At 40.6% G+C, this 21,126-nt stretch carries 15 protein-coding genes; 7 read left to right on the forward strand and 8 right to left on the reverse strand.

The window, feature by feature from the left end; all coding sequences use genetic code 11:
* Nucleotides 1-9 precede the first annotated feature (9 nt).
* The 5 genes from dtd to IB67_RS07615 form a co-directional block, all read right to left on the reverse strand.
* Complete coding sequence (gene dtd, locus IB67_RS07595; RefSeq protein WP_339745425.1) at nucleotides 10-459, reverse strand: D-aminoacyl-tRNA deacylase; 450 nt, start codon at nucleotides 457-459, stop codon at nucleotides 10-12.
* 1 nt (nucleotide 460) lies between these two features.
* Nucleotides 461-2,626, reverse strand: coding sequence for a RelA/SpoT family protein (locus IB67_RS07600; RefSeq protein WP_434223576.1), 2,166 nt, complete (start codon nucleotides 2,624-2,626; stop codon nucleotides 461-463).
* A gap of 66 nt (nucleotides 2,627-2,692) precedes the next feature.
* Nucleotides 2,693-3,577 (reverse strand): site-specific tyrosine recombinase/integron integrase, encoded by an 885-nt coding sequence (gene xerA, locus IB67_RS07605; protein ID WP_339745422.1) that lies wholly within the window; start codon nucleotides 3,575-3,577, stop codon nucleotides 2,693-2,695.
* A gap of 11 nt (nucleotides 3,578-3,588) precedes the next feature.
* Nucleotides 3,589-4,230 (reverse strand): ribonuclease III, encoded by a 642-nt coding sequence (gene rnc, locus IB67_RS07610; protein ID WP_339745691.1) that lies wholly within the window; start codon nucleotides 4,228-4,230, stop codon nucleotides 3,589-3,591.
* On the reverse strand, nucleotides 4,182-5,255 hold the full coding sequence (locus IB67_RS07615; RefSeq protein ID WP_339745419.1) for an adenine nucleotide alpha hydrolase family protein: 1,074 nt from the start codon (nucleotides 5,253-5,255) through the stop codon (nucleotides 4,182-4,184). The genes rnc and IB67_RS07615 overlap by 49 nt, the downstream gene beginning before the upstream one ends.
* 192 nt (nucleotides 5,256-5,447) lie before the next feature.
* Here IB67_RS07615 and IB67_RS07620 point away from each other — a divergent pair, with 192 nt between their 5' ends.
* The 6 genes from IB67_RS07620 (at nucleotide 5,448) to IB67_RS07645 (ending at nucleotide 15,646) form a co-directional block, all read left to right on the forward strand.
* Complete coding sequence (locus IB67_RS07620) at nucleotides 5,448-7,106, forward strand: formate--tetrahydrofolate ligase (RefSeq protein WP_339745417.1); 1,659 nt, start codon at nucleotides 5,448-5,450, stop codon at nucleotides 7,104-7,106.
* A gap of 195 nt (nucleotides 7,107-7,301) precedes the next feature.
* Nucleotides 7,302-8,585, forward strand: a complete 1,284-nt coding sequence (locus tag IB67_RS07625) for a Glu/Leu/Phe/Val family dehydrogenase (RefSeq protein ID WP_339745414.1) — start codon at nucleotides 7,302-7,304, stop codon at nucleotides 8,583-8,585.
* Nucleotides 8,586-8,713: 128 nt separating this feature from the next.
* Nucleotides 8,714-10,438: an ABC transporter ATP-binding protein gene (locus IB67_RS07630; protein ID WP_339745411.1), complete on the forward strand. Its 1,725-nt coding sequence runs from the start codon at nucleotides 8,714-8,716 to the stop codon at nucleotides 10,436-10,438.
* Nucleotides 10,439-10,561: 123 nt separating this feature from the next.
* Nucleotides 10,562-12,040: a sensor domain-containing diguanylate cyclase gene (locus IB67_RS07635; RefSeq protein WP_339745408.1), complete on the forward strand. Its 1,479-nt coding sequence runs from the start codon at nucleotides 10,562-10,564 to the stop codon at nucleotides 12,038-12,040.
* Between the two features lie 16 nt (nucleotides 12,041-12,056).
* Complete coding sequence (locus tag IB67_RS07640; RefSeq protein ID WP_498875215.1) at nucleotides 12,057-14,108, forward strand: S8 family serine peptidase; 2,052 nt, start codon at nucleotides 12,057-12,059, stop codon at nucleotides 14,106-14,108.
* Nucleotides 14,109-14,113: 5 nt separating this feature from the next.
* On the forward strand, nucleotides 14,114-15,646 hold the full coding sequence (locus tag IB67_RS07645) for a carboxypeptidase-like regulatory domain-containing protein (RefSeq protein WP_498875216.1): 1,533 nt from the start codon (nucleotides 14,114-14,116) through the stop codon (nucleotides 15,644-15,646).
* 41 nt (nucleotides 15,647-15,687) lie between these two features.
* Here IB67_RS07645 and IB67_RS07650 read toward each other — a convergent pair whose 3' ends face one another.
* Nucleotides 15,688-17,412 carry a methyl-accepting chemotaxis protein gene (locus tag IB67_RS07650; protein WP_498875217.1) on the reverse strand — a complete coding sequence of 575 codons (1,725 nt, stop codon included), beginning with the start codon at nucleotides 17,410-17,412 and terminating at the stop codon, nucleotides 15,688-15,690.
* A 293-nt stretch (nucleotides 17,413-17,705) separates the two neighbouring features.
* Between IB67_RS07650 and IB67_RS07655 the strand changes: the two genes are divergently transcribed.
* Nucleotides 17,706-18,455 (forward strand): transposase, encoded by a 750-nt coding sequence (locus tag IB67_RS07655; protein ID WP_498875164.1) that lies wholly within the window; start codon nucleotides 17,706-17,708, stop codon nucleotides 18,453-18,455.
* A 463-nt stretch (nucleotides 18,456-18,918) separates the two neighbouring features.
* Here IB67_RS07655 and IB67_RS07660 read toward each other — a convergent pair whose 3' ends face one another.
* Nucleotides 18,919-20,613: a hypothetical protein gene (locus IB67_RS07660; protein ID WP_424695297.1), complete on the reverse strand. Its 1,695-nt coding sequence runs from the start codon at nucleotides 20,611-20,613 to the stop codon at nucleotides 18,919-18,921.
* 39 nt (nucleotides 20,614-20,652) lie between these two features.
* On the reverse strand, nucleotides 20,653-21,126 hold the full coding sequence (locus IB67_RS07665) for a hypothetical protein (RefSeq protein WP_072760809.1): 474 nt from the start codon (nucleotides 21,124-21,126) through the stop codon (nucleotides 20,653-20,655).

The raw sequence follows: 21,126 nt of genomic DNA on the forward strand, positions 1-21,126 counted from the left end.
CAAAATACCTTAGAATACCTTTTTTGAATCAAGAAGCAGAGTCACAGGTCCGTCGTTGTGTATCTCCACGAGCATGTGTGCAGCGAATATCCCGGTTTCAACACGAATGTTGTAATTTCTCACCAATTCTACGAATTTCTTGTACAATTCATTGGCAATATCCGGAGAAGCGCTATCGGAATACGAAGGCCTCCTTCCCCTTCTGCAATCTCCGTAGAGCGTGAACTGAGAGATAATCAGCGCCTCACCTTTGACATCGAGCAAAGACAAGTTCATCTTGCCCTCTCCGTCGTCGAATATTCTCAGGTTAACAATCTTTTCGGCAAGATATTCTGCATCCTCTAACGTATCGTCCTTCCCAACACCGAGCAGAACGACGATTCCGCTTGATATTTTGCCGACTATCTGACTATCGACGCTGACGCTTGCTTTTGTAACTCGTTGCACAACTGCCCTCATCTCAGCCGCGTACCACCTTTCTAACACCTGGGAATGATTTGAAGTAAGTCATAATTTCTTCCAATTCTTCCAAAGAAGAAACTGTTACACTGAGCGAAACAATAACAAAATCTTCCTGGATATTTTCGAATTTAAAGTTCTTTATTTCTATCTTCTTCTCCATTGTCTTTGAAAGTATTTCCGGCACTCTCTCTTTCTTATCAAGTTCGAGTTTCATCAACACTCCAAATTGTGCGGTGACATCTGATCTCCAAACGGCAGGAAATTTCCTGTCAGAACCAAGAGACAAAACATTTTGACAATTAGAACGATGTATGACCAAACCTCTCTTGCTTGTTACTCCGACGATTCTATCACCTGGTATCGGATTGCAACACTTTGCAAAGAGCGTCTCGAGACCGTCAAGTCCATCGACGATGACCAATGAAGCAGGTGATTTCTTCTTGTGCTTAACTTCTTTCTTTTTCTGAGGTTCTCTATATCCGAGTAGTGTTAACAATTCATCTTGCGTTAAGGTCTTATCACCGAGCCTTGTGATGAATTCCTCTTCATCGATCTGGTGCGCCGAGAGATATTTTTTAATCTCCGGTCTTTCCAAAAGCTCTTCGATAGCGATATTTAGTCTTTTTGCAACCCTTCTGAGCACATCCTTACCGCGTTCGATGAGCTGTTCTCTTTCCTTTTCTTTGAAAAATCTCTTTATCTTAGCTTTTGTTCTTGGGCTTTTTGCATATTTCAGCCAGTCGAGGCTTGGACCCGGAGACGATTTGTTTACTATTATCTCCACAACATCCCCATTGTTTAACTGATAATCGATAGGCACGATTTTGCCATTTACCTTTGCACCAGCGTAGTGGTGTCCCACTTCTGTATGAACCGCATAAGCAAAGTCAATGGGAGTTGCGCCGTACGGAAGGTGGATGATCTCCCCTTTCGGCGTTAGGACAAAAACCTCTGACATTTGGAGTTCTTTCTTTAAATCATCGACACTTGTGTAACCTTGTGAAAGTTCCTTTCGCCATTCTGTAAGCCTCAACAACCATTTCTGCTTTATATCTACAACACCTTCACCGCTCTTGTATGCCCAGTGAGCTATGAGACCATATTCCGCCTCTTCGTGCATATTTTTGTCTCTGATTTGTATCTCAATCGGTTCACCGAACTGCGTAATAACAGTCGTATGGATTGACCTGTACCCGTTCGATTTTGGCGCAGCTATGTAGTCCTTAAAACGTCCGGGAAGTGGTACCCAGAGGTTGTGGACAATACCTACCGCAGTGTAACATGTCGTAACATCTGGCACAATAGACCTCAAGCCTATTAAATCGTACAGCTCGTTAAAATCCTTGCCTTTCTGGATCATCTTTTTCCATATGCTGTAGTAATGCTTGTATCTACCTTCTACTTTGGCATCGATATTGTGTTCTTGGAACGCAGATGTTAATTGCTGTACGTAAGTTTTTAACCTCTCTTCTCGCTCTGTCCTTTTTTGCGCGACGAGTTGTTTTATCTTCTGGTATTCATCGTAGTGCAATACCTTGAAGCATAGGTCTTCAAGTTCGGATTTTATGATGTTTATGCCGAGCTTATGGGCAATTGGGGCATATACTTCCAACGTTTCCAGAGCCTTGTAACGTTTCTTTTCCGAGTCTTCTACAAATTCAATGGTACGCATGTTGTGTAGCCTGTCTGCGAGTTTTACGAATATTACCCGAACGTCTTCAGCCATTGCAAAAAGCATCTTTTGAATAGTCTCAAGCTTTTTCTTCTGTTCGACATTTCCAACAGGCGCGTTGATCCTACTGACTTTCGTTACTCCATCGACAATTAGTGCTATCTCGTTTCCAAACTGCTTTTCTACCATTTCGTACGTAACTCTTCCTTCGCTATCTTCGATCGCATCGTGCAACAGAGCAGCGATTATGCTATCCGCGTCCAATTTGAGCGATGCTACAATTTTCGCAACTTCCATCGGATGAGTAATAAACGGTTCGCCTGATTTTCTGTAAAGCCCGTCGTATGCAACCATTGCCAAATCGAAAGCACGAGATATCTTCTCTCGTTCTTCAGGAAAAAAATTAGAACCGAGCAATCTTTCCAATTCATTTATGAAATTTTCCTTATTGTGAGTATCATCACCATTTGAAACCTGCCTATGAATTAACAAACTCTTATCTTCATCCCTTCGCACATTCTTACCTCGCTTTAGCGAGCTTCTTTAGAGCTCAAAGTTCTAAATGACAAGTTTCTTGACTGCATCGAACTTCTCCTTATCCGCAACGTGCAAATAGATGCTTGTTGTGCTAAGATTTGTGTGCCCCAATAATTCTTGCACGATTTTGACGTTAACGTTGTTCATCACAAGGTGTGTTGCGAAAGTATGTCTCAAAGTGTGTGGGTGTATCTGTTTTGTTATGCCAGCTTTTTGTGCAGCTCTCTTGACTATTCTGAAAACAGTCGAAGGATGCACTTGTCTTCCATTGTTTTCGAAAAAATAAATTCTTGGCTTGTACCTTTCAACGTATTTTTCTAAAAGCGGAACGATATTTTCGCTTATTGGAACCAACCTATCTTTATTTCCCTTTCCCATCACGACCTTAACATACGCAGGGTAGAAAGAAACATCTTCGGTTCTTAGATTACAGAGCTCACTTACTCGGAGTCCACAGAAATAAAGCATCGAAAGTATAGTCTTGTACTTTAGTTTCTTCTTTTCGTCGTACACGTTCAAAAGATTTCTCACTTCTTCCAGCGTTAGAAAACTTGGTATCTTCTTTCTGAGTCGTGGGTGTCGCACGCGCTCCATAGGATTTTCGTCGATAGAACCTATCAATTCGAGGTAATCAAAAAGCCCTTTAAGTGAAGAAATGTATCTCGACACAGTGGTCTCAGTTACGGCACTACCTGTTATCTCACCTTTCGACAGAGCCTTTATGAACTTTTCCACATCTGCTCTCTCTATATCACGTGGCGGTTTTCCAACGTATTCCAAAAACCGCCTGATATCTTTCATATATGCCTTTACTGTGTTTTCTGAACCTCTTCTCACGTGTTTTAGATAATCTTCGTAAGTTCGGAGGAATAATTCTACGTCGATATTGATCCCCCCAAATTCCAAGCTGAAGAAATCTATTCAGAGTTTGTTGTTAGATAATCATACGCTTTTCTTGCCGCATCCTTTTCCGCATCCTTTTTTGAAGAGCCGGTACCTGTTGCCACTTTTTTGCCTTGTAAGTAGAGTTCAACTATGAACTTTCCATTGTCATCAACCTTAACCGTGCGGTATTCTGGCAATTCTCTGTACCGCTCTTGCGTAATTTCCTGCAAGGCGGTTTTATAGTCGAATATACGTTGCCCAGAAAGGAAGATCTCAATAAATCCCTCAAAATCTTTCAAAAAGACTTTTTTGACAGCGTCAAGACCACCGTCAAGGTAGATTGCAGCGCAAACAGCTTCGAACGTATCTGCAATGATACTGCTTCTTGTTCTACCTCCCGTTTTCTCCTCGCCTTTGCCAAGGAAGATGTACTTACCCAACTCGTACCTGCTGGCAATTTCGGTAAGCACTTCTTCGCTGGCAACGGCACCTTTGACCTTTGCCATCTCTCCTTCCGAAGCTTCTGGATATTTTTGGAACAGTATATCACACACCACGAGTTCTACGACTGCGTCCCCAAGGAATTCAAGCCTTTCGTTGTTTTTGATGTCCCTTCCAAGCTGATTCACTTCGTAAGCGTAACTCGAGTGGCAGAGGGCATTGAACAAGAGCACTTGATCTTTGAAATTATATCCAAGTTTCTGTTGTAGTTCGCCCAGTATTCTTCTTTCTCTGTCTCGTAAGTCGTCCATTCACGCACCTCCACGACGTGAAAAGTTCTCAATTTGTTGTTTTTAGACTCGTGCCATTCAACCTTGATAGGTACCGCAAATTCAGGCTTTAGTTTTCCCTCGACTATCCAAAATCTCGACTCCTCGACGCGATATATCGACGGATTAGCGACGATAGTCAATATCAATGGTTTGTCAGCAACAATCACTTCGCTGATAACATCAACTTCTTGGAGTTTCTTGGCTAAATCGTAAACCTCGTCTCTGAAAGGCTTGACATTGATTATAGCTATGTTCTTTGAAAGAGGACCTACAATCTTCACATTCGCAATTTCATTTCCATATGGAAAATACTCGAGAACCATTTCATTGGCTATCGCAGTAGCTTGTCCGTGGAATGAAGGGTTGGTCATCGGTTTGAGTAGGTGCTTTAGTTTGCATCCTTCCCTTGTAGCGTGTTCACCTATTCTTCTTATCTTAACTCCGTAGCTTTCGAGTATCTTCCGGATTTCGTCCTTTCCAACGTCACCAAGTGGGGCGTACATTCCATTGAAGACCCTAAGTCCAGTTTGACCCCAAGTGTCTGAAGAATTTGAGCCTGTAACCACTATGCGCCCTTTGGCGTATTCAAGCACAGTTCCCATCTTGACTTTCTTTGTGCACATATTGCAAGATGGTCCATATTTCCATATCTTTTCCTGATCCAAATTTTTCAGTAGGGTAAGCTTAAAACCATACATTTCAGCGAATTCGCTCACGATTTTCAGACTGTTATTGTACGTGTAAGGTCCGTAAACGACATGTGCGAGCTCGACGTGATCTTTTCCAACAACTTCAGCACAGAGCAGTGCGGCTGCCGTGCTGTCCATTCCACCTGAGAAGGCAATTACAAAATCCCGTCCAAAAACTCTTGCAACGTACTTAATGTCTTCTATAATCTCTTCGCGAGTCTCTATCCTTCCGTTCACTAAGCAAGGCACCTCCAATGAAATATCTTCGCTATTTTCCATATATTTTATCACATATTTTGACAAAAATAAAGAGAAACGCATGGTTGTGAAAAAAATAAGTGTATACGATGAAATAGAATCATTAAATAAAACCTTTTGTGAGTTTCAAACCTTCACAAATTATGTTAAACTAAGTATGGAGGTGATAGTATGTTGTCAGATATTGAAATAGCAAAGGGTGCAAGGTTAGTTGATATCAGGGAAATCGCTAAGAAGCTACGAATTCCTGAAGAAAAACTCAAACTTTACGGAAATCATATCGCAAAAGTAGATCACAGGTATTTGAAGGAATTGAATGGGAAGAAAGGCAAGTTAATATTAGTTACCGCCATAACGCCAACACCGGCTGGCGAAGGAAAGACAACAACAAGCATCGGTTTGTCGATGGCACTCAACAGAATTGGCAAAAAATCTATTGTCACTTTGAGAGAGCCGTCTTTGGGACCGGTGTTTGGTGTGAAGGGCGGAGCTGCAGGTGGTGGATATTCCCAAGTATTGCCGATGGAGGACATAAACCTGCACTTTACAGGGGATATACATGCGGTAACAACAGCGCACAACCTCGTTTCCGCCGTTATCGATGCACATATAAACCACGGAAACGAGCTGGGGATAGATATCCGAAAGATATATTGGAAGAGAGCTATCGATATGAACGACAGAGCTCTCAGGCAGATAGTCATCGCACTCGGCGGAAGTGCGAATGGGTATCCGAGGGAAGATGGATTCTTGATAACAGCGGCATCTGAAATCATGGCGACGCTTTGTTTAGCCTCTGACCTTGCAGATTTAAAGAGGAGAGTTGGTGAGATAGTTGTTGCACAAAGCGAGAAAAAAGGACTTGTTAGGATCAAAGACCTTGGGATTCAAGGAGCGGTTGCTGCACTGCTGAAAGATGCGATAAATCCGAATCTTGTGCAGACGATAGAAAACACTCCCGCGTTTGTTCACGGTGGACCGTTTGCGAACATCGCACACGGAACGAATACACTGATAGCAACGAAGATGGCGCTTGGACTTGCAGACTACGTTGTAACAGAAGCAGGGTTTGCAGCTGACCTTGGAGCGCAAAAATTCCTTGATTTCGTAGCGCCGACTGGAAATCTCACAGTCGATACAGTTGTGCTTGTAGCTTCTATCAGAGCCCTGAAATACCACGGTGGCGTAGCTAAGGATGAACTGTCGAAAGAAAACGTTGAAGCCGTTATTAAAGGTATGGAAAATCTCAAAGTGCATGTCGAGAATCTACAAAAGTACGGCGTACCGATTGTAGTTGCACTGAATAGATTTGAAACTGACACACCAGCTGAAATTGAAGTCGTCTTGAGAGAAAGCCCTGTTAAGTGTGTTTTAAACGAAGCCTACGCAAAAGGTTCAGAAGGTGCAGTGGAGTTAGCACAAGCGGTCGTTGAAACCGTAGAGAAGATACCGACAAATTACAGACCATTAGTGCCTGCGGAATTATCGATCGAAGAGAAGATAGACATAATAGCAAAACAAATTTACAGGGCAGGAAAAGTTATATACACAGATACGGCAAAAACGAAACTCAGCATGCTCAAAAAGAACGGATATGGCAATTATCCAGTTATCATCGCTAAGACCCAGAATAGTATCTCTGATGATCCGAAGAAAATAAATGCTCCAAAGGGTTATGAATTCACAGTTAGAGATTTCCAAATAAGTGCGGGAGCAGGTTTTGTCGTTGCGTTGGCTGGAGAGATAATGCTCATGCCGGGTCTTCCCAAAGTGCCGGCGGCGGTTAACATAGATATCGATGAGAACGGGGAGATAACAGGGCTGTTCTAAAGATGTGAACAGACAAAACATATAGATGCATAAATGAACATCTTTAAGAAAAAGAGAGATTTCAGTAATTTTTCAAGATTAAAAGTGATACTATTCACAAAACGCAGGTTGATATCTTACGTTGGTTGAATGATAATAGTTTTGACAATCGCTGGTGAACCAGCCAGCACTAAAAATCAGGGAGGTTGTGAAGAGATGAAACTCAGCACTATGGGAAACCTCAAACCATTCGGACCGATATATGAAAACGCTCAGAAGCAGTTCCTGAAAGCTGCAGAAATCATGGATCTCGATCCAAACATAGGTAACTTCCTCCTTTGGCCACAGAGAATTTTGGAAGTCCACTTCCCAGTTGTAATGGACGATGGCAGAGTAGAAATATTCGAAGGTTACAGGGTACAGCACAATACAGCAAGGGGTCCAGCAAAAGGTGGAATTAGGTATCACGAAGATACAAACCTCGACGAAGTTGCATCACTTGCATTCTGGATGACATGGAAATGTGCTGTTATGAACCTTCCATACGGTGGAGGTAAGGGTGGAGTAAAGGTTGACGTCTCAAAACTTTCCGAAAAAGAACTCGAAAGGCTCAGCAGAAGGTTCTTCTCAGAAATTCAGATGATGGTTGGTCCACAAAAAGATATTCCAGCACCAGACGTAAACACAAACGCAAAGATAATGGCATGGTACATGGATACATACAGCATGAACGTTGGCTACACAGCACTCGGTGTTGTCACAGGTAAACCACTTGACCTCGGTGGTTCAGAAGGTAGGCCAGAAGCAACAGGTAGGGGCGTTGCAATAACAGCAAACGAAGCTTGCAAAGCACTCGGAAAAGACATTTCCAAAGCAACGGTAGCAATTCAAGGATTCGGTAACGTCGGTTCTTACAGTGCGAAGATTCTCAGCGAAGAATTCGGCGCAAAGATAGTCGCTGTCAGCGATGTCAGCGGTGGAATTTACAACGAAAACGGACTCGATGTTAACGACGTTATCGCCTACAGAGATGCAAACAAGGGAATAATCAAGGGATATCCGAAAGCAAAACCAATCACGAACGAAGAGCTTCTTGAACTTGACGTTGACATCCTTGTTCCGGCGGCACTTGAAAACGCAATAACAGAGAAGAACGCTGACAGGATTAGAGCAAAGATAATAGTCGAAGGAGCAAACGGTCCAACAACACCAGAGGCAGAAGAAGTGCTTATAAAGAAAGGCGTACTTATCGTTCCTGACATCCTTGCAAACGCTGGTGGTGTTACAGTCTCTTACTTCGAATGGGTACAAGACTTGCAGACATTCTTCTGGGATATAGACGATATAAGAAAGAAACTAACAAAGATGATGGTCAACTCATTTGCAGAAGTTTACAAGACAAAAGAAAAATACAACACAGACATGAGAACGGCAGCATATATCGTTGCAATCAGCAGAGTTGCCAACGCCGTCAAAGAAAGAGGATACTACCCAATGTAATTCCAATAAAGGGAATAGACAAAATGGAGCCCAAAAAAGGGCTCCATTTTTTGTATGCTGTGGTATAATAACCTTAGAATGTTCGCAATGCAAACCATCATGACAAAAAATCTCTGGAGGTGTTCAAATTGCTTAGGGAATTTCTGAAAAAGCGATGGTACTTTTACATATTTGGTATTATTTCACTAATTGTGATAGATCTGCTACAACTATTTGTTCCGAGGGTAATTTCGAAAGCAATCAATACCATTCAGGTGTTAGATAACGTAAATACGCTGAATGAAGTAAAGACTCTCGTGTTATCGATTCTCGGTCTTGCTTTTGGAATGCTCTTTGGCAGATTTTGGTGGCGGTACTTCATTATGGGAAGTTCAAGGTTTTTCGACTACTCAGCTAAGAAGCAGCTCTTCGATAAAGTCTTAGGTTTAGACATGCACTTTTTTGACAAGCACCGTTCCGGAGACATCATGGCGTACTTTACAAACGATGTGAGCACGGTTGAAAGGATGCTTGGCATCGGTGTCGTGCAACTCACAGATGCAGTATTCATGACCTCTATGACCATATTCTTCATGGCGAGGTCTACGAACTGGAAACTGACTCTAATTGCACTTATACCGCTTCCTGGCATAATTCTCGTCTCACTCACATTTGGCAGATTGATATTTAAAAGGTCACGACGAACACAGGACGTTTATATGGATCTAAGTGGTTATACTGAAGAGACGATGGACGGAATAAGGATAATCAAGAGCTTTTCGATTTTACCGAAGATAGAAGAGTTGTTTGAAAAGAAGGCAAAGGAACACTTCCATGCAACGATGTCTCTGATAAGGGTTTGGGGCGTTATGTGGCCGCTTGTGCATTTTATCGGAACTCTTTCGTTCTTCTTGGCTTTGGCAGTTGGAGGTCCCATGGTTATAAGAGGTACCGTTACGCTTGGAGATTACATAGCGTTTAACAGCTACATAGGTATGTTAGTCTGGCCACTCACGGCATACGGTATGGTTATGAATGTCATCCAGCAAGGACGCGCTTCACTCCAAAGACTTAAAGAGCTGAACGAAGCGAAACCTGTTGTTGTAGAGCCACAAAATCCTGCAAAGGTGGAAAGGATAGAATCTATATCTATTAAGGACTTATGGTTCAGATATCCAGGCACTGAGAGAGAGGTACTTAAAGGAGTAGATTTTGAAGTTAAAAAGGGACAATTTGTAGGTATCGTTGGAACAGTTGGAAGCGGCAAGTCTACTCTTGTAAAACTCATCAGTAAGCTTTATCCAGTTGAACGAGGGAAGATTTTCATCAACGATCTTGACATTAACGACCTACATTCGCAAAATATACGGGACTTGATATCATACGTTCCGCAGGAGACATTCTTGTTCTCAAATTCAGTTTCGCAGAATGTCGCGTTTGCAATGGAGAAATACGATTTAGAAGAAGTAAAAAAATATGTCCAGCTTGCGGCAATTGACGATGATGTGGAAAAATTCCCAGACAAATACGATACAGTGGTTGGTCAGAGAGGTGTTATGCTCTCAGGTGGACAGAAGCAGAGGTTAACAATAGCAAGGGCTCTCATGAAAAAAGCGGATGTCTACATATTCGATGATTGTCTATCCGCCGTTGACCCTGAAACGGAAGAAGAAATCATCAGGACATTGAGAACCGAGATGAAAGGCACTACGATGATTATAATCACCCACAGATTAAAGGTGTTGCAGAACGCAGATGTTATATATGTATTCGACCAAGGCAGGATATTGGAAAAGGGAACACATTACGAACTGCTTGAAAACGAAGGATTGTATGCAAGGATGTTCAAGAAACAACTTGTTTTAGAAGATTAAGAATGTCGTTATAAACGTTTACGACGCAATTAAGTAGATTTGGTATACGGATTTATGTGATAAAATATGCTAAGGTGTGAGCTTTAGCATATTTTTGTGTTTCTTTTACAGGGGAGTGATTCGATGTCAGAAAGCGTTCTTACTATTTTATTTCTATCGGGCGCTCTTATTTTTTTTGCAATCCTTATCGTTCGATATGTAATAAAATACAATAGTCTGAGAAATGAAAACAAAGCTCTGAACACTTTGCTTCAAAGCATGGGAATAATTGTTAGTGCAGAAAATCTTGGCCTTGCAGTCTGGGCGGATGACGAACTGATCTATATAAACAGCCCAATAATTCAAGATGCAGCAAAGGTTGGTATTGAACTAAGAAACAGAGAGGAAATCGATGATTTGTTACAGCATCCTGAGAAAAATATGATCCTGTACGATTTCTTGAAAGAGGTTAAAAAACAAATCGATTCTGGAACGAAAGATTATGTCGGAGTATGGAAGAAAGAAATTCAAAGATCATTCATTGAGATCAAATATGTTCGAAAGTACGTAGACGGCAAGCAGTTCAGAGTGGTTATAACAAGGAACGTAACCTACGAGTTTACAAGTATTGAAAGTTCAATTCTCCAAAGTCTTACAGAAATCCTCGATGAAGAGATTTCAAAAGATGTTGTTGACATAAAGCGCATAGGCGAGAAGATAAGAGAACTGCTTATAAAATACGGACTTGCGGATGTTTTTGGCATTGGACTGTTGAATCCCGGTGGAGAGATTTATTATCCATACTTCAAGTATAAAGACGATGATGACAGAAGCGGATTAGTGATGAAACCTTCCGAAAAGACGCTTTCTCGATATATTATAGACAAAGGAATCAGAGTTCATATAAGAAACAGTGTAACTGAAGAACGGTTAGCTGATGGTTATTACTTAAAAGAATTGCGTGGAAATGTTTATTCCATATACGGTGTACCCATTATATTCAGAGGACTTTCGCGTGGTGTGATTCTTTTTGAAAAAGAAGGGGAAAACCAGTTTTCTGATCTGACACTCAGCGTTTTTGACAAGATGGCAAGCGTAGTTTCTTTATCGCTGCGCTTTATGGATATAATAGAAGAGCTCGAAGTTGAAAAGCGAAAATTGTTTGAAGTGTCGATAAAAGACTACTTAACCGGTGCTTACAGTAGGTTGTTCTTAGATCAATTCTTAGAGAAGGAGTTGAGCAAATCCAAACGTACACAACATCCAACGTCGGTGATTTTTTTAGATGTCAACGACTTTAAGAGGATAAACGATGTTTATGGGCACATATATGGTGACAATGTTTTGAAAATGCTTGTGGAAACGATAAATAAAACTATACGATCAATGGATATCGTTGCGCGTTACGGCGGAGATGAGTTCGTCATTGTTCTACCTGAAACAGATGCTCAGAACGCGGAAAGCGTGATGAAACGCATAACAGAAAACCTAAAGGAGCATAATATTTTTGTTTCGTACGGCATTATTAACATATCTGGCTACAACAGAATTGAAGACATTTACAAAGATGTTGATGAAAAGATGTACGAAATGAAAAAATCGAAGAACAAAGATGTTCAATAGGGGGTTCAGATAATTCATGAAATCCAAACTCTTGTTGAGTAACAAAAAATATACTTTCAATTTGAAGAGCTTGCTTTGGAAAAGCAAGCTTGTTTTTGTATTTCTCATTATAGGTTTGGTTATATCCATCGCAACATCTTGTACCAACAGTCGTTCTGGGAGAATTGATAATGGTAGCACTTCTGATTTATCTGAAAACTTAAGTCTAACAAATGATGATTACTTTCCAGATAGAGTCCTCGTAGGTTACGAAGATGAGGATGACTTGGACAAAATTGCCGAATTGATAGAAGGAAGGTTGTTGCTAAACATTCCGCAGATTCGTGTTGCCTCATTCAAAGTCGAGAAAGTGGAAAAAGTGCTCCAAATTTTTCAAGATGAGGAAAGTATCCAAAAAGTGAAAATTAGGTACGCAGAACCTGTGTACAAAAGAAGCATAATTCCTTACAGTGTTGGTCAAGGTTATTCTAACCAAAAGGTTGTCTTGAATTATACAATTTACGAGAATTACACAAGTGAATCGTTAGATTTTTATCTCTGGGGACTAAGGGCGATTGATGTTAAAAAAGTTTGGAACGACGGATATGATGGAACTGGGATTATCGTCGCCGTACTCGACACGGGCGTTGATGGAACGCACCCTGATTTGCAGGGACAGGTAACACGCGGGTATAGACCAATTATCAATCAAGAAATTCCTGAAGGAACTGATTCTTCATACGGCGGTTCTCATGGCACGCACGTTGCTGGGACCATAGCAGCAAAGAGGGATGGTAAGGGTGTAGTCGGCGTGGCTCCTGGAGTAAAGATAATGCCAATAGTTCTCTTTGACAGTGGTGGCTGGTATGTTGGCGATGATTACGCAGCGAAGGGAATAATATGGGCAGTTGATCATGGGGCAAAGGTACTTAGCAATTCCTGGGGTGGAGCAGGTTATTCGCAGACACTAAAAGATGCGTTTGATTACGCTTTAGCTCATGGGGTTGTTGTTGTTGCAGCGGCTGGGAATTCAAAGTCTTCGCAGTCTTTTCAATACCCAGCAAATTATCCAGGGGTGATACAAGTCGGTGCTGTTGAATACTTAGGCAATAAATATGATATCGCTGATTTTTCGAGCGGAAGCCCGATGCTCAGCGTTTCAGCGCCAGGCGTGAATATAATCTCGACGATGCCTCAGAAAACTTCTGTCGGCTATGACAAAAGGTCATTTCAAATAGCAGAAAACAGCGGTTATTATGGATTCATGTCCGGAACCTCAATGGCAACACCACACGTGTCTGGATTTGTTGCGCTCTTGCTCCAGGAATATCCGAATGCTAAGCCATGGCAGATAAGAAGACTTCTGGAAAACGGGGCTATTGATATAGGAGAGCCGGGGATAGATGAAAGGTCAGGTTATGGAATGATAAATCAAAGAAGTGTAAGCTCAGAACTACCTGACAACGGAGGGTTAAATTTAGACGTTGAAGTGACCGACGCATACGGTGATTGGAAGATACCATCAGTTAGTGTGTCACTGATTGGCACTTCGAACACAGATAGAAGAGTTAGGTACTTTTCAAAGACAAATGGAGATGGTGTCGCGAAATTTCTGAATATCGACACAGGAAAATACGATGTAATCATCAGCGGACCGGATTCTCGTGAAAACAGTGAAGGTCTATCAAACGTCGTTTATAGAAAGGCAGAAGAGCGAGTGTATTATGCTAACCGTAGTTTTACGAATGATTCTTCGATCACCTTTAATTTTTCTTCACAGGCGAGGATTAAGTTCAAAAACGTGAGCGGAAATGAATTTTTGATCTTGCAAAGCAAGGACGGAAGTACTTCCACCACAATTGAACTCTTGTCTAACCAAATTGATATTTCACATTTAAGTGGAAGGTACTTTATAAAATTTGGCTATCCAAGTCCTGTCTTGCATAATACTACGGTTAATGCCACTATAACACTTAACGGTTACGACATAAGACTGAGTGGTTACATAACCGCCGGTTCGACCTTGACGACCCTGTATGACGCATATGGCAGAAATTCTCATTGGACATTTTTCGGAAAGACGGAGTGATGGAGATGAGTAAAAATATTAGACTTGGATATTTGATCTTTGTAATCATGTCGATTGGTATCATCTTCTTTCTATCAAGTTGCTCAATTATACCGTTTAAAGCCTCAAGAACAGATTTTACTGTTAATATCTATGTTGCCGAATACAATTCTGGACCTACGGTTGATGATGCCACTGTAACTTTGCTAAAAGACGGGCAGATTTTGGAAGAAAAGACCACGCAGAGCAATGGAACTGTATCTTTTACTCTGAGAGGATATTCTGGACCATATGACATTCGTGTAAGGAAAGATGGATTTGCCAATACCGACATAAGGCTTTTAAACGTACATTCCGATATTAACCTTAACACGACTTTGAGAAGGCCGAAATTCTCTGCTGCTATTGATAACGATATAAGCATAAATTTTAAACTTTACGAAAGCGACAAAATGTTTGTTAGATATAGCTCCAACTCGTCAGGTGTATATGAACTCTTAAATCTCAGAATGATCTATATAGATGCTGAGGCAACTGCTTCAAAGCTTGGAATTTCGCACATGTATGCAAAGCTTGGAACACCGCCTGGTGCTGAGTACTTAACAGCTCCGAGATTATACAGCGAATCAGATAGATTGAGTGGTGAAATATCCCTAGAGGCTCATTCAGGAAAGACGTACCTTTTTTTAGATGCATATGATTTGAACGATAACAGATTTGAATTGATTATTCCCGTTGAAATAAGGCGCTTTTCAGAATTGACGACATCTTATTATAGAGTTGAATATCCATCGCCGGCTGTATATTCCTATCATCTCAACACCTCGACCAAGTACTACACTTTGTCATCTGAAAAACAGCGTACAGATCTCTACAACGTTATTAAATGGTATACATTGTCTGAAAGTACGCAAAGATTTGTCGCAAAAGAACCGACGGGATACAACATCTACAAGTCTTACGACGGAAACAAGTTCTTTAAGATTACTACGCTGCCATCTAATGTGAAGAGTTACATCGATACATACAACAACCAGGCTGGTAAAAGAGTTTGGTACGCTGTAAGCTCGGACTACTCAGGCATTGAAGGACCTCGCGTGGTATTAGGAAGCGTTGAACCACTGCCAATGGTTAAGATTTCGAATGTTGAACCAACAGACAGCGCAACTGAAGTATCTACAAAGCCAGCTTTCAGATGGAAATTTGTTGGTTTGGAAGATTATGAAGGAAAAGTGAAGTACTTGTACGACATATGGATATACGACCTGACAGTCAACAGTGGAACGTACCACTATCCGTTGATTGAAGAGCCGTTCTTTGAAAGTGGCAATACGGAAGTTGAGATTAGGTTCAGCGACTATAACTGGTACAACTTACCAGGGAACGAATTACAAACAGGCAAGCCATACGAATGGGGTCCTGAATTGGTAGCAGCAAAATGGGAGGACGCTGAAAACAATTCGGTCGCACTTTCGGTTAACTGCGACTACAATTTCAAAATATCGCCGGTAGTTATAGAACCTGAAAGGTACTATCTCTTCATTACGGGAGATAAATAAAAAAGGGCAGATAAAGAAATCTGCCCTTTTTTACGAAAAATTTATACTTTGAATTTCTCAATTTCGCGAATCATGTCATTTACTTTGTTCTTCAGTTCTTCAATTTCGCTTTTAATGTTTTGAATTTCGCTTAAAGACTCATGAGAACTTTCGAGTATATTCGAACCATTTTCTTCGATTTGCTGGATCCCATGAACGATTTCAGACGAAGCACTTCTCATTTCTTCTGCACTTGCTGTTTGCTCCTGCGAATGCGCAGCAACGTTGTCAATTATGTTTGCAAGTTCTGTAATCGCTTTTGATATTTCTTCAAAACTACTCGATACTTTTTTATATCCTTTCTCTGTTTCGTCGACTTCTTTGTACAGCTTTTCGATCTTTTCCTCGAGTGATTTTGAGTACATATCAACTGCTGATATCGTACTTGTTATGGTATCTGTAGACGATTTAGTTTGTTCGGCGAGCTTCCTAATCTCGTCTGCAACGACTGCAAAACCTCTCCCGGCTTCTCCTGCTCTTGCTGCTTCTATTGCTGCGTTAAGTGCCAGCAAGTTTGTTTGTTCTGCTATCTGCCTTACCGTTTCTATGATACTCCCGATATTCTTTGTTGCGTCTGCTAATTTCTCGATTCCATCACGCAGTTCTTCGTATTCTTTTACAAATCCTGAAGTAATTTCTCTTACATTTTCAAGCTCTTTGCTACCTTCAGAGGCTTTTTCCTCTAAGTTCTTGGAAAGATTTGAGGCGTTTAATGCCAAGCTGCTGAGACCTTGCGATTGGTGTGAAAGCTCTTCGACGTTTGCATTAATCTCTTCTACTGAAGAAGATATTCTTTCTATGTCTCTTTGTTGCTTTTCTATGGTCTCAACAAAGGATCTTGATAAACTTTCAAAATTTGAAAACTTTTTCTCAAATATATCCAGCGTACGATTTGTCTTTTCTGCTGTTGCCTTAGAACCGGCGATGAGTTTTGAAATCTCAATATTCGCGATGTTCAGCATAGTTGCGATTTTTCTAAACTCATCTAAGGAATCGGAAGCAGCTCGGTGGGTCAAATCACCCGAAGAAACTTTTTCGAATACGTATAAGAGTGATGGAACGCTTTTCAGAATGCCTCTTACAAGCATTACTGTTACAACACCAATTACTACGTTAAAAAACAAGCTTATTAGGACTAAGTTGGTTTGTGTACCTTTATCAAGATTAAACTTTGTAACTCCATACTTAAGAAGTGCTGGACCAATCCAGAGCGAAATAGACATAATCCCTACACTTAGTTTAGTTATGGCTGAGATCATGAATTTTTCAAACAATGGATTATCAATACTCTCAACGATTCCCAGTTTTGAATAAATGTACAATAGTATTGCAACAATATTCATATTAATTGCTAATGCACCTGCTAATCGCAAAATCAAAGTTCCTTCTGGGAGCGGTAACAATCTGTTAGCAATAAATCCAATTAGCGTTGCGGCCACAACATTTGCTACGAACAGCACTACAGAGATAAATATTGGAATATTAAACCCTGAGCCTTTGTAAATGCGCGATACATTCATTCTTACTAAGAATAACACTACTGGAAAAATTGTCGATACTGCTATCAGATAGCCGAATATCATGTTCCAAATAGGGTATCTTCCTATGCCGGCGAATACGTAGTAGGAAAACAGAAGGGCAGGTAAGTCAACAGCGGTTATGATAATAAGAATCAGCCTCGTAAGTTTGTTCTTTACTGCGCTTTCGGTAATAGAAAAGTGAGTCATGATGTTTAACCTCCCTGAATACACATTTGAACAACCCATACGTATTATAATTTCCAAGAGATAATCAGTCAAGTAATTTGTTGACTTTTCACTACTTTTATTAAATTTTGATTGCTTAAGCTTAAAAGACATGTTTGGTGTTGAGATTAATAATGGTTTTAGAGACCCTGGCCAAAGTGGGATGTGAAATTGGAGGGATGAGTTAACAAATAAAAAAGAGAGTTAACAAAAAGGGGGAACCGTGCCAAAATTGTATCGAACACCAATCAATACGAAAGGAGGCACAGTTCCCCGTGATCAAAGTTATTATACCAGAAAAATCATTAGAAGCTATTGCGAAAATTGTCTTTAAGAGGTCAAGGAGGATGTTTACGAGGAAATATTCGGATTTAGACATATTAAGAGTCATCATTGCAATGTGTTTGACGAAATGTCAGTATGTGAGGGAGTTCTACGATGAAGTCAAGAGAGGGAATATCTATTATCCATACAAGTTACCAACTCGGCAGACGTTAACGTATCGGATGAAATATATAGACAAAGCGAAGATATCAGGAATAATGAAGAAGGTAGCAGGGAGCATACTTGCGATAGATTCGAGCGAGTTGAGAAATAAGAAAGAGAGATTGCATGCGTTGTACAACAGCAAAGAGAAAGTAGTAGTGGACTTCGAGGTAAGTGAGAGGCGAGAATGGGACGTAGGGATAGAAATGACGAAAGGGTGCAAAGGTAGTTTAATAATAGGAGACAGGGGATATCACGTTAAAAAGTTCAGGGCAGAAGGGGAAGGAGAAAAGATAATCAGGCCGAGGGGAAAAGCTGGTGAAGAATTCATGAAAAGTGAGCTGATGAGGGCGATATACAGGAAGAGGTGGGAGATAGAGTACTATTTTGAAAGGTTGAAACTGGGATTAGTGATAGAGAAGATAAACAAAGCGACGTTGTTTACGAAGTTAACGATAAGGTTAATTGGGCAGGAGTTAACATACTTGATAGGGATGCTGAAGAAACAACCGAAGCTATACACAGTTCTGTTCACTTAGATTTTACATTGGCCAGGGTGTGAGATTAATAATGGGTTTTAGATGACGTAGGTGATTCCTTCTTCCGAGTTCTTTTTTTGTAAATTCTAGTGCTGTAACAACAAAAGCCATCGGAGCTTTTATCACTCGTAAGATATTATTCCCCAGATGTATTTGAGAAATTAAAATTTTATGAAGTGTTCTTTGAAGTGGAAGGATTGAAAGGGATTATAGCGAACTATCAAGAAGGTTATCTCTTTTAAAATAGGGCTATAAATACAACAAAGGCGAGCAAAACGAAGCCAGAATTTTGAAGACTGAACACGTTAAAATTTGAAGGCTTAGATTAGCCAGCTTATGAGTTCATAATTTGGAAGAGCGCTGCTAAATCGTGTGAAAGTGATTAATATATCTTGGTAAATTCCAATGAGGTAAGAAATTTAACCTCTGAAAGAGAACCCTGTCACTTTTAGCAGATTTTTAATCAGTGAACTATCCCAACAACTTTAAGCGATATTGTGCCAGACTTTGTTGGTGTTCCGTCCGGCTGATAAGCCCCTGTTAAAATGCGTGGGTCATATGAGTAAGTTTTGTAATAACCGGTTGTTGTTTGACCGGTAAAAGGGTTGAAAGTCCCGACAGGTCCTCTGTAATTCTGCATTATACTACCCAGTACAAACAGCTGTCCAGCAGATGAGCCTGTGTTGTAACCATCAACTTGGAATGAACCATCAAATGCGTATATACTGGCAAATATCTTCATATCATCCAATTTTTGCCCTATTCTAACGTTGTTGATTGCTACCAAGTTCAACGATGAAGTTTCGTTAGAACTTACAAAGTTCTTGATGTCCTGAACCTGAGCGTTGCTAACTGGATCGCCGTTATTTCCGTGCTCATTTGCGGTGAATTTGTTGGTGTATGTATTGTATGGTATTATTCTGTCCTTAAGGATTATGTCACCCTCTGCGAATAAAGTGTAATTACCTTTGTAGGTTGATAAAGCTGTAGGACCGTCTACGGTTATATTTCCGGTTGCAGATATTATCCCATTAAAGAGTATATCAGTTTCTTCTGCAGATCCACCGCCTTGTTTTCGCAGCCTTGCGTTTGGTGGAGAAGGATTCCAGGTGATAATGTAATCAGTAGTTCCTTGGGATATTTTAACGTCGTAATTGCTACCACTCTGCCCATGGTTGAAACTGACGGTAACATCACCTGTGAACTTGATACCGCTCAGAACACTTGGACTGGCTTTTATAGCACTGTAATCTCTCACGAGAGTCTGTAGTTTAGTTTTATAATCGTTTTTGATTGAGGAAAAGTCGAGTCTGCTTATGTCGTCATTATTCAGTATCCTATACGCTGGATTTCCCTGCAAATTTGCAAAGTTGCTGTATTGACCTTCAGGCACAACCTGTCCCTGTGGGTTTTTGATACCCAGAAACTCAACGGTACTTGTAAAAACTGGCACTCCACCGGCGTTGTTGATGTTTATATAATCGTGTGTTCGCATGGGACCATCGATGAGTTCCCCGGATTTGAAGTATATAGTTCCAAAAGTTGATGAGGTTTCTCTGTTAGTGAAATAAACATACTGATTAAGCAACTTTGAAGTTATGACCCCGTAAGCGTATGCAGTCTGGTTGTTCTTTTCAATTCTCGATACTATGAAGACTTTTAATGGGTTATTCATTCTGAAAACGGAGATCGTAACCCTAGATAATTTTCGGTCGTTAAAATAAGTTCTGAGTTCGTTAACAGGGAAATCACCTTGGGAGTTATTAGTACTATCTGTAATATCAATAACAGTGAAATGAGAATTTCTCAGCACGGATGTATTTATGAAATTTTTCCATTCTTGGGAGAGTTTACCATAGAAATCGTTAAACCAAGTTGGTGTTAAACTTTGAAAGGTGACATTGAAGCCGAGAACACCGGCGGATTTTGTCCTCATATATCCAATGCCTGTGTTGAGAGTATTTAACGCATCGACTTCTAATTGTGAAGACACGCTCATACGAACCGCGTTCGTTCTATAGTTACCGATTATTTCATACACCGTCAATAAAAGCACACTTGCAATAGATAGAAACACAAGAACAATTGCTATCATGAAGCCATTTTTGTAATTGGACCTATTATTGTTCTCCATAGTAACAGGATTTATTCCTTTCACATCGAGCCCTCCTTTCAATGTTAAGCATGTTTATCTATTTCACGAAGCTTCGCTTAGAGCGGAAAGCATGGGGAGCGAGTATCGCCACTTTCCATTCTTGTGCTTAAAAGTGATCATTATGAAACTCACTCTTGAAGAAACATATTCGAACTCTATACTATCTATCTTATCGGCCTTAGCTATTGTTTTTCCATCAAAAACTAATGTTTTGTTGTTTGGCTTAAATTGGAGAACCTTTCTCTGCGTAACCACATCGTTGTACTGCTGAGTGGGTCTGTAAGATGGTACTTGAATAGAATGAAGACTCACGTCTTCCGCTTTTATACTGGAAACACTGTTAGTGAATATGTTATTTATAATATCCGAGATGTGTTGTATTTCTGAATAAAAACTCGTGTATTCCTGCCGTTCGTTTAACACCCTTAGCGTTATATCAAATATCAATCCGAGCATCGCCATGACAACTACAACCACAACCAAGCTTGAAATCAGTCCTGACAACGTAATGTCCAT

It is taken from the genome of Fervidobacterium riparium, assembly GCF_025370035.1.
In the GTDB taxonomy this organism is placed as follows: Bacteria; Thermotogota; Thermotogae; order Thermotogales; family Fervidobacteriaceae; genus Fervidobacterium; species Fervidobacterium gondwanense.

What these genes read in the sequence shown, in the direction of transcription:
- dtd (WP_339745425.1), bottom strand. Translation starts at nt 459, where the DNA reads ATGAGGGCAGTTGTGCAACGAGTTACAAAAGCAAGCGTCAGCGTCGAT.
- IB67_RS07620 (WP_339745417.1), top strand. Translation starts at nt 5,448, where the DNA reads ATGTTGTCAGATATTGAAATAGCAAAGGGTGCAAGGTTAGTTGATATC.
- IB67_RS07625 (WP_339745414.1), top strand. Translation starts at nt 7,302, where the DNA reads ATGAAACTCAGCACTATGGGAAACCTCAAACCATTCGGACCGATATAT.
- IB67_RS07635 (WP_339745408.1), top strand. Translation starts at nt 10,562, where the DNA reads ATGTCAGAAAGCGTTCTTACTATTTTATTTCTATCGGGCGCTCTTATT.
- IB67_RS07640 (WP_498875215.1), top strand. Translation starts at nt 12,057, where the DNA reads ATGAAATCCAAACTCTTGTTGAGTAACAAAAAATATACTTTCAATTTG.
- IB67_RS07645 (WP_498875216.1), top strand. Translation starts at nt 14,114, where the DNA reads ATGAGTAAAAATATTAGACTTGGATATTTGATCTTTGTAATCATGTCG.
- IB67_RS07650 (WP_498875217.1), bottom strand. Translation starts at nt 17,412, where the DNA reads ATGACTCACTTTTCTATTACCGAAAGCGCAGTAAAGAACAAACTTACG.
- IB67_RS07665 (WP_072760809.1), bottom strand. Translation starts at nt 21,126, where the DNA reads ATGGACATTACGTTGTCAGGACTGATTTCAAGCTTGGTTGTGGTTGTA.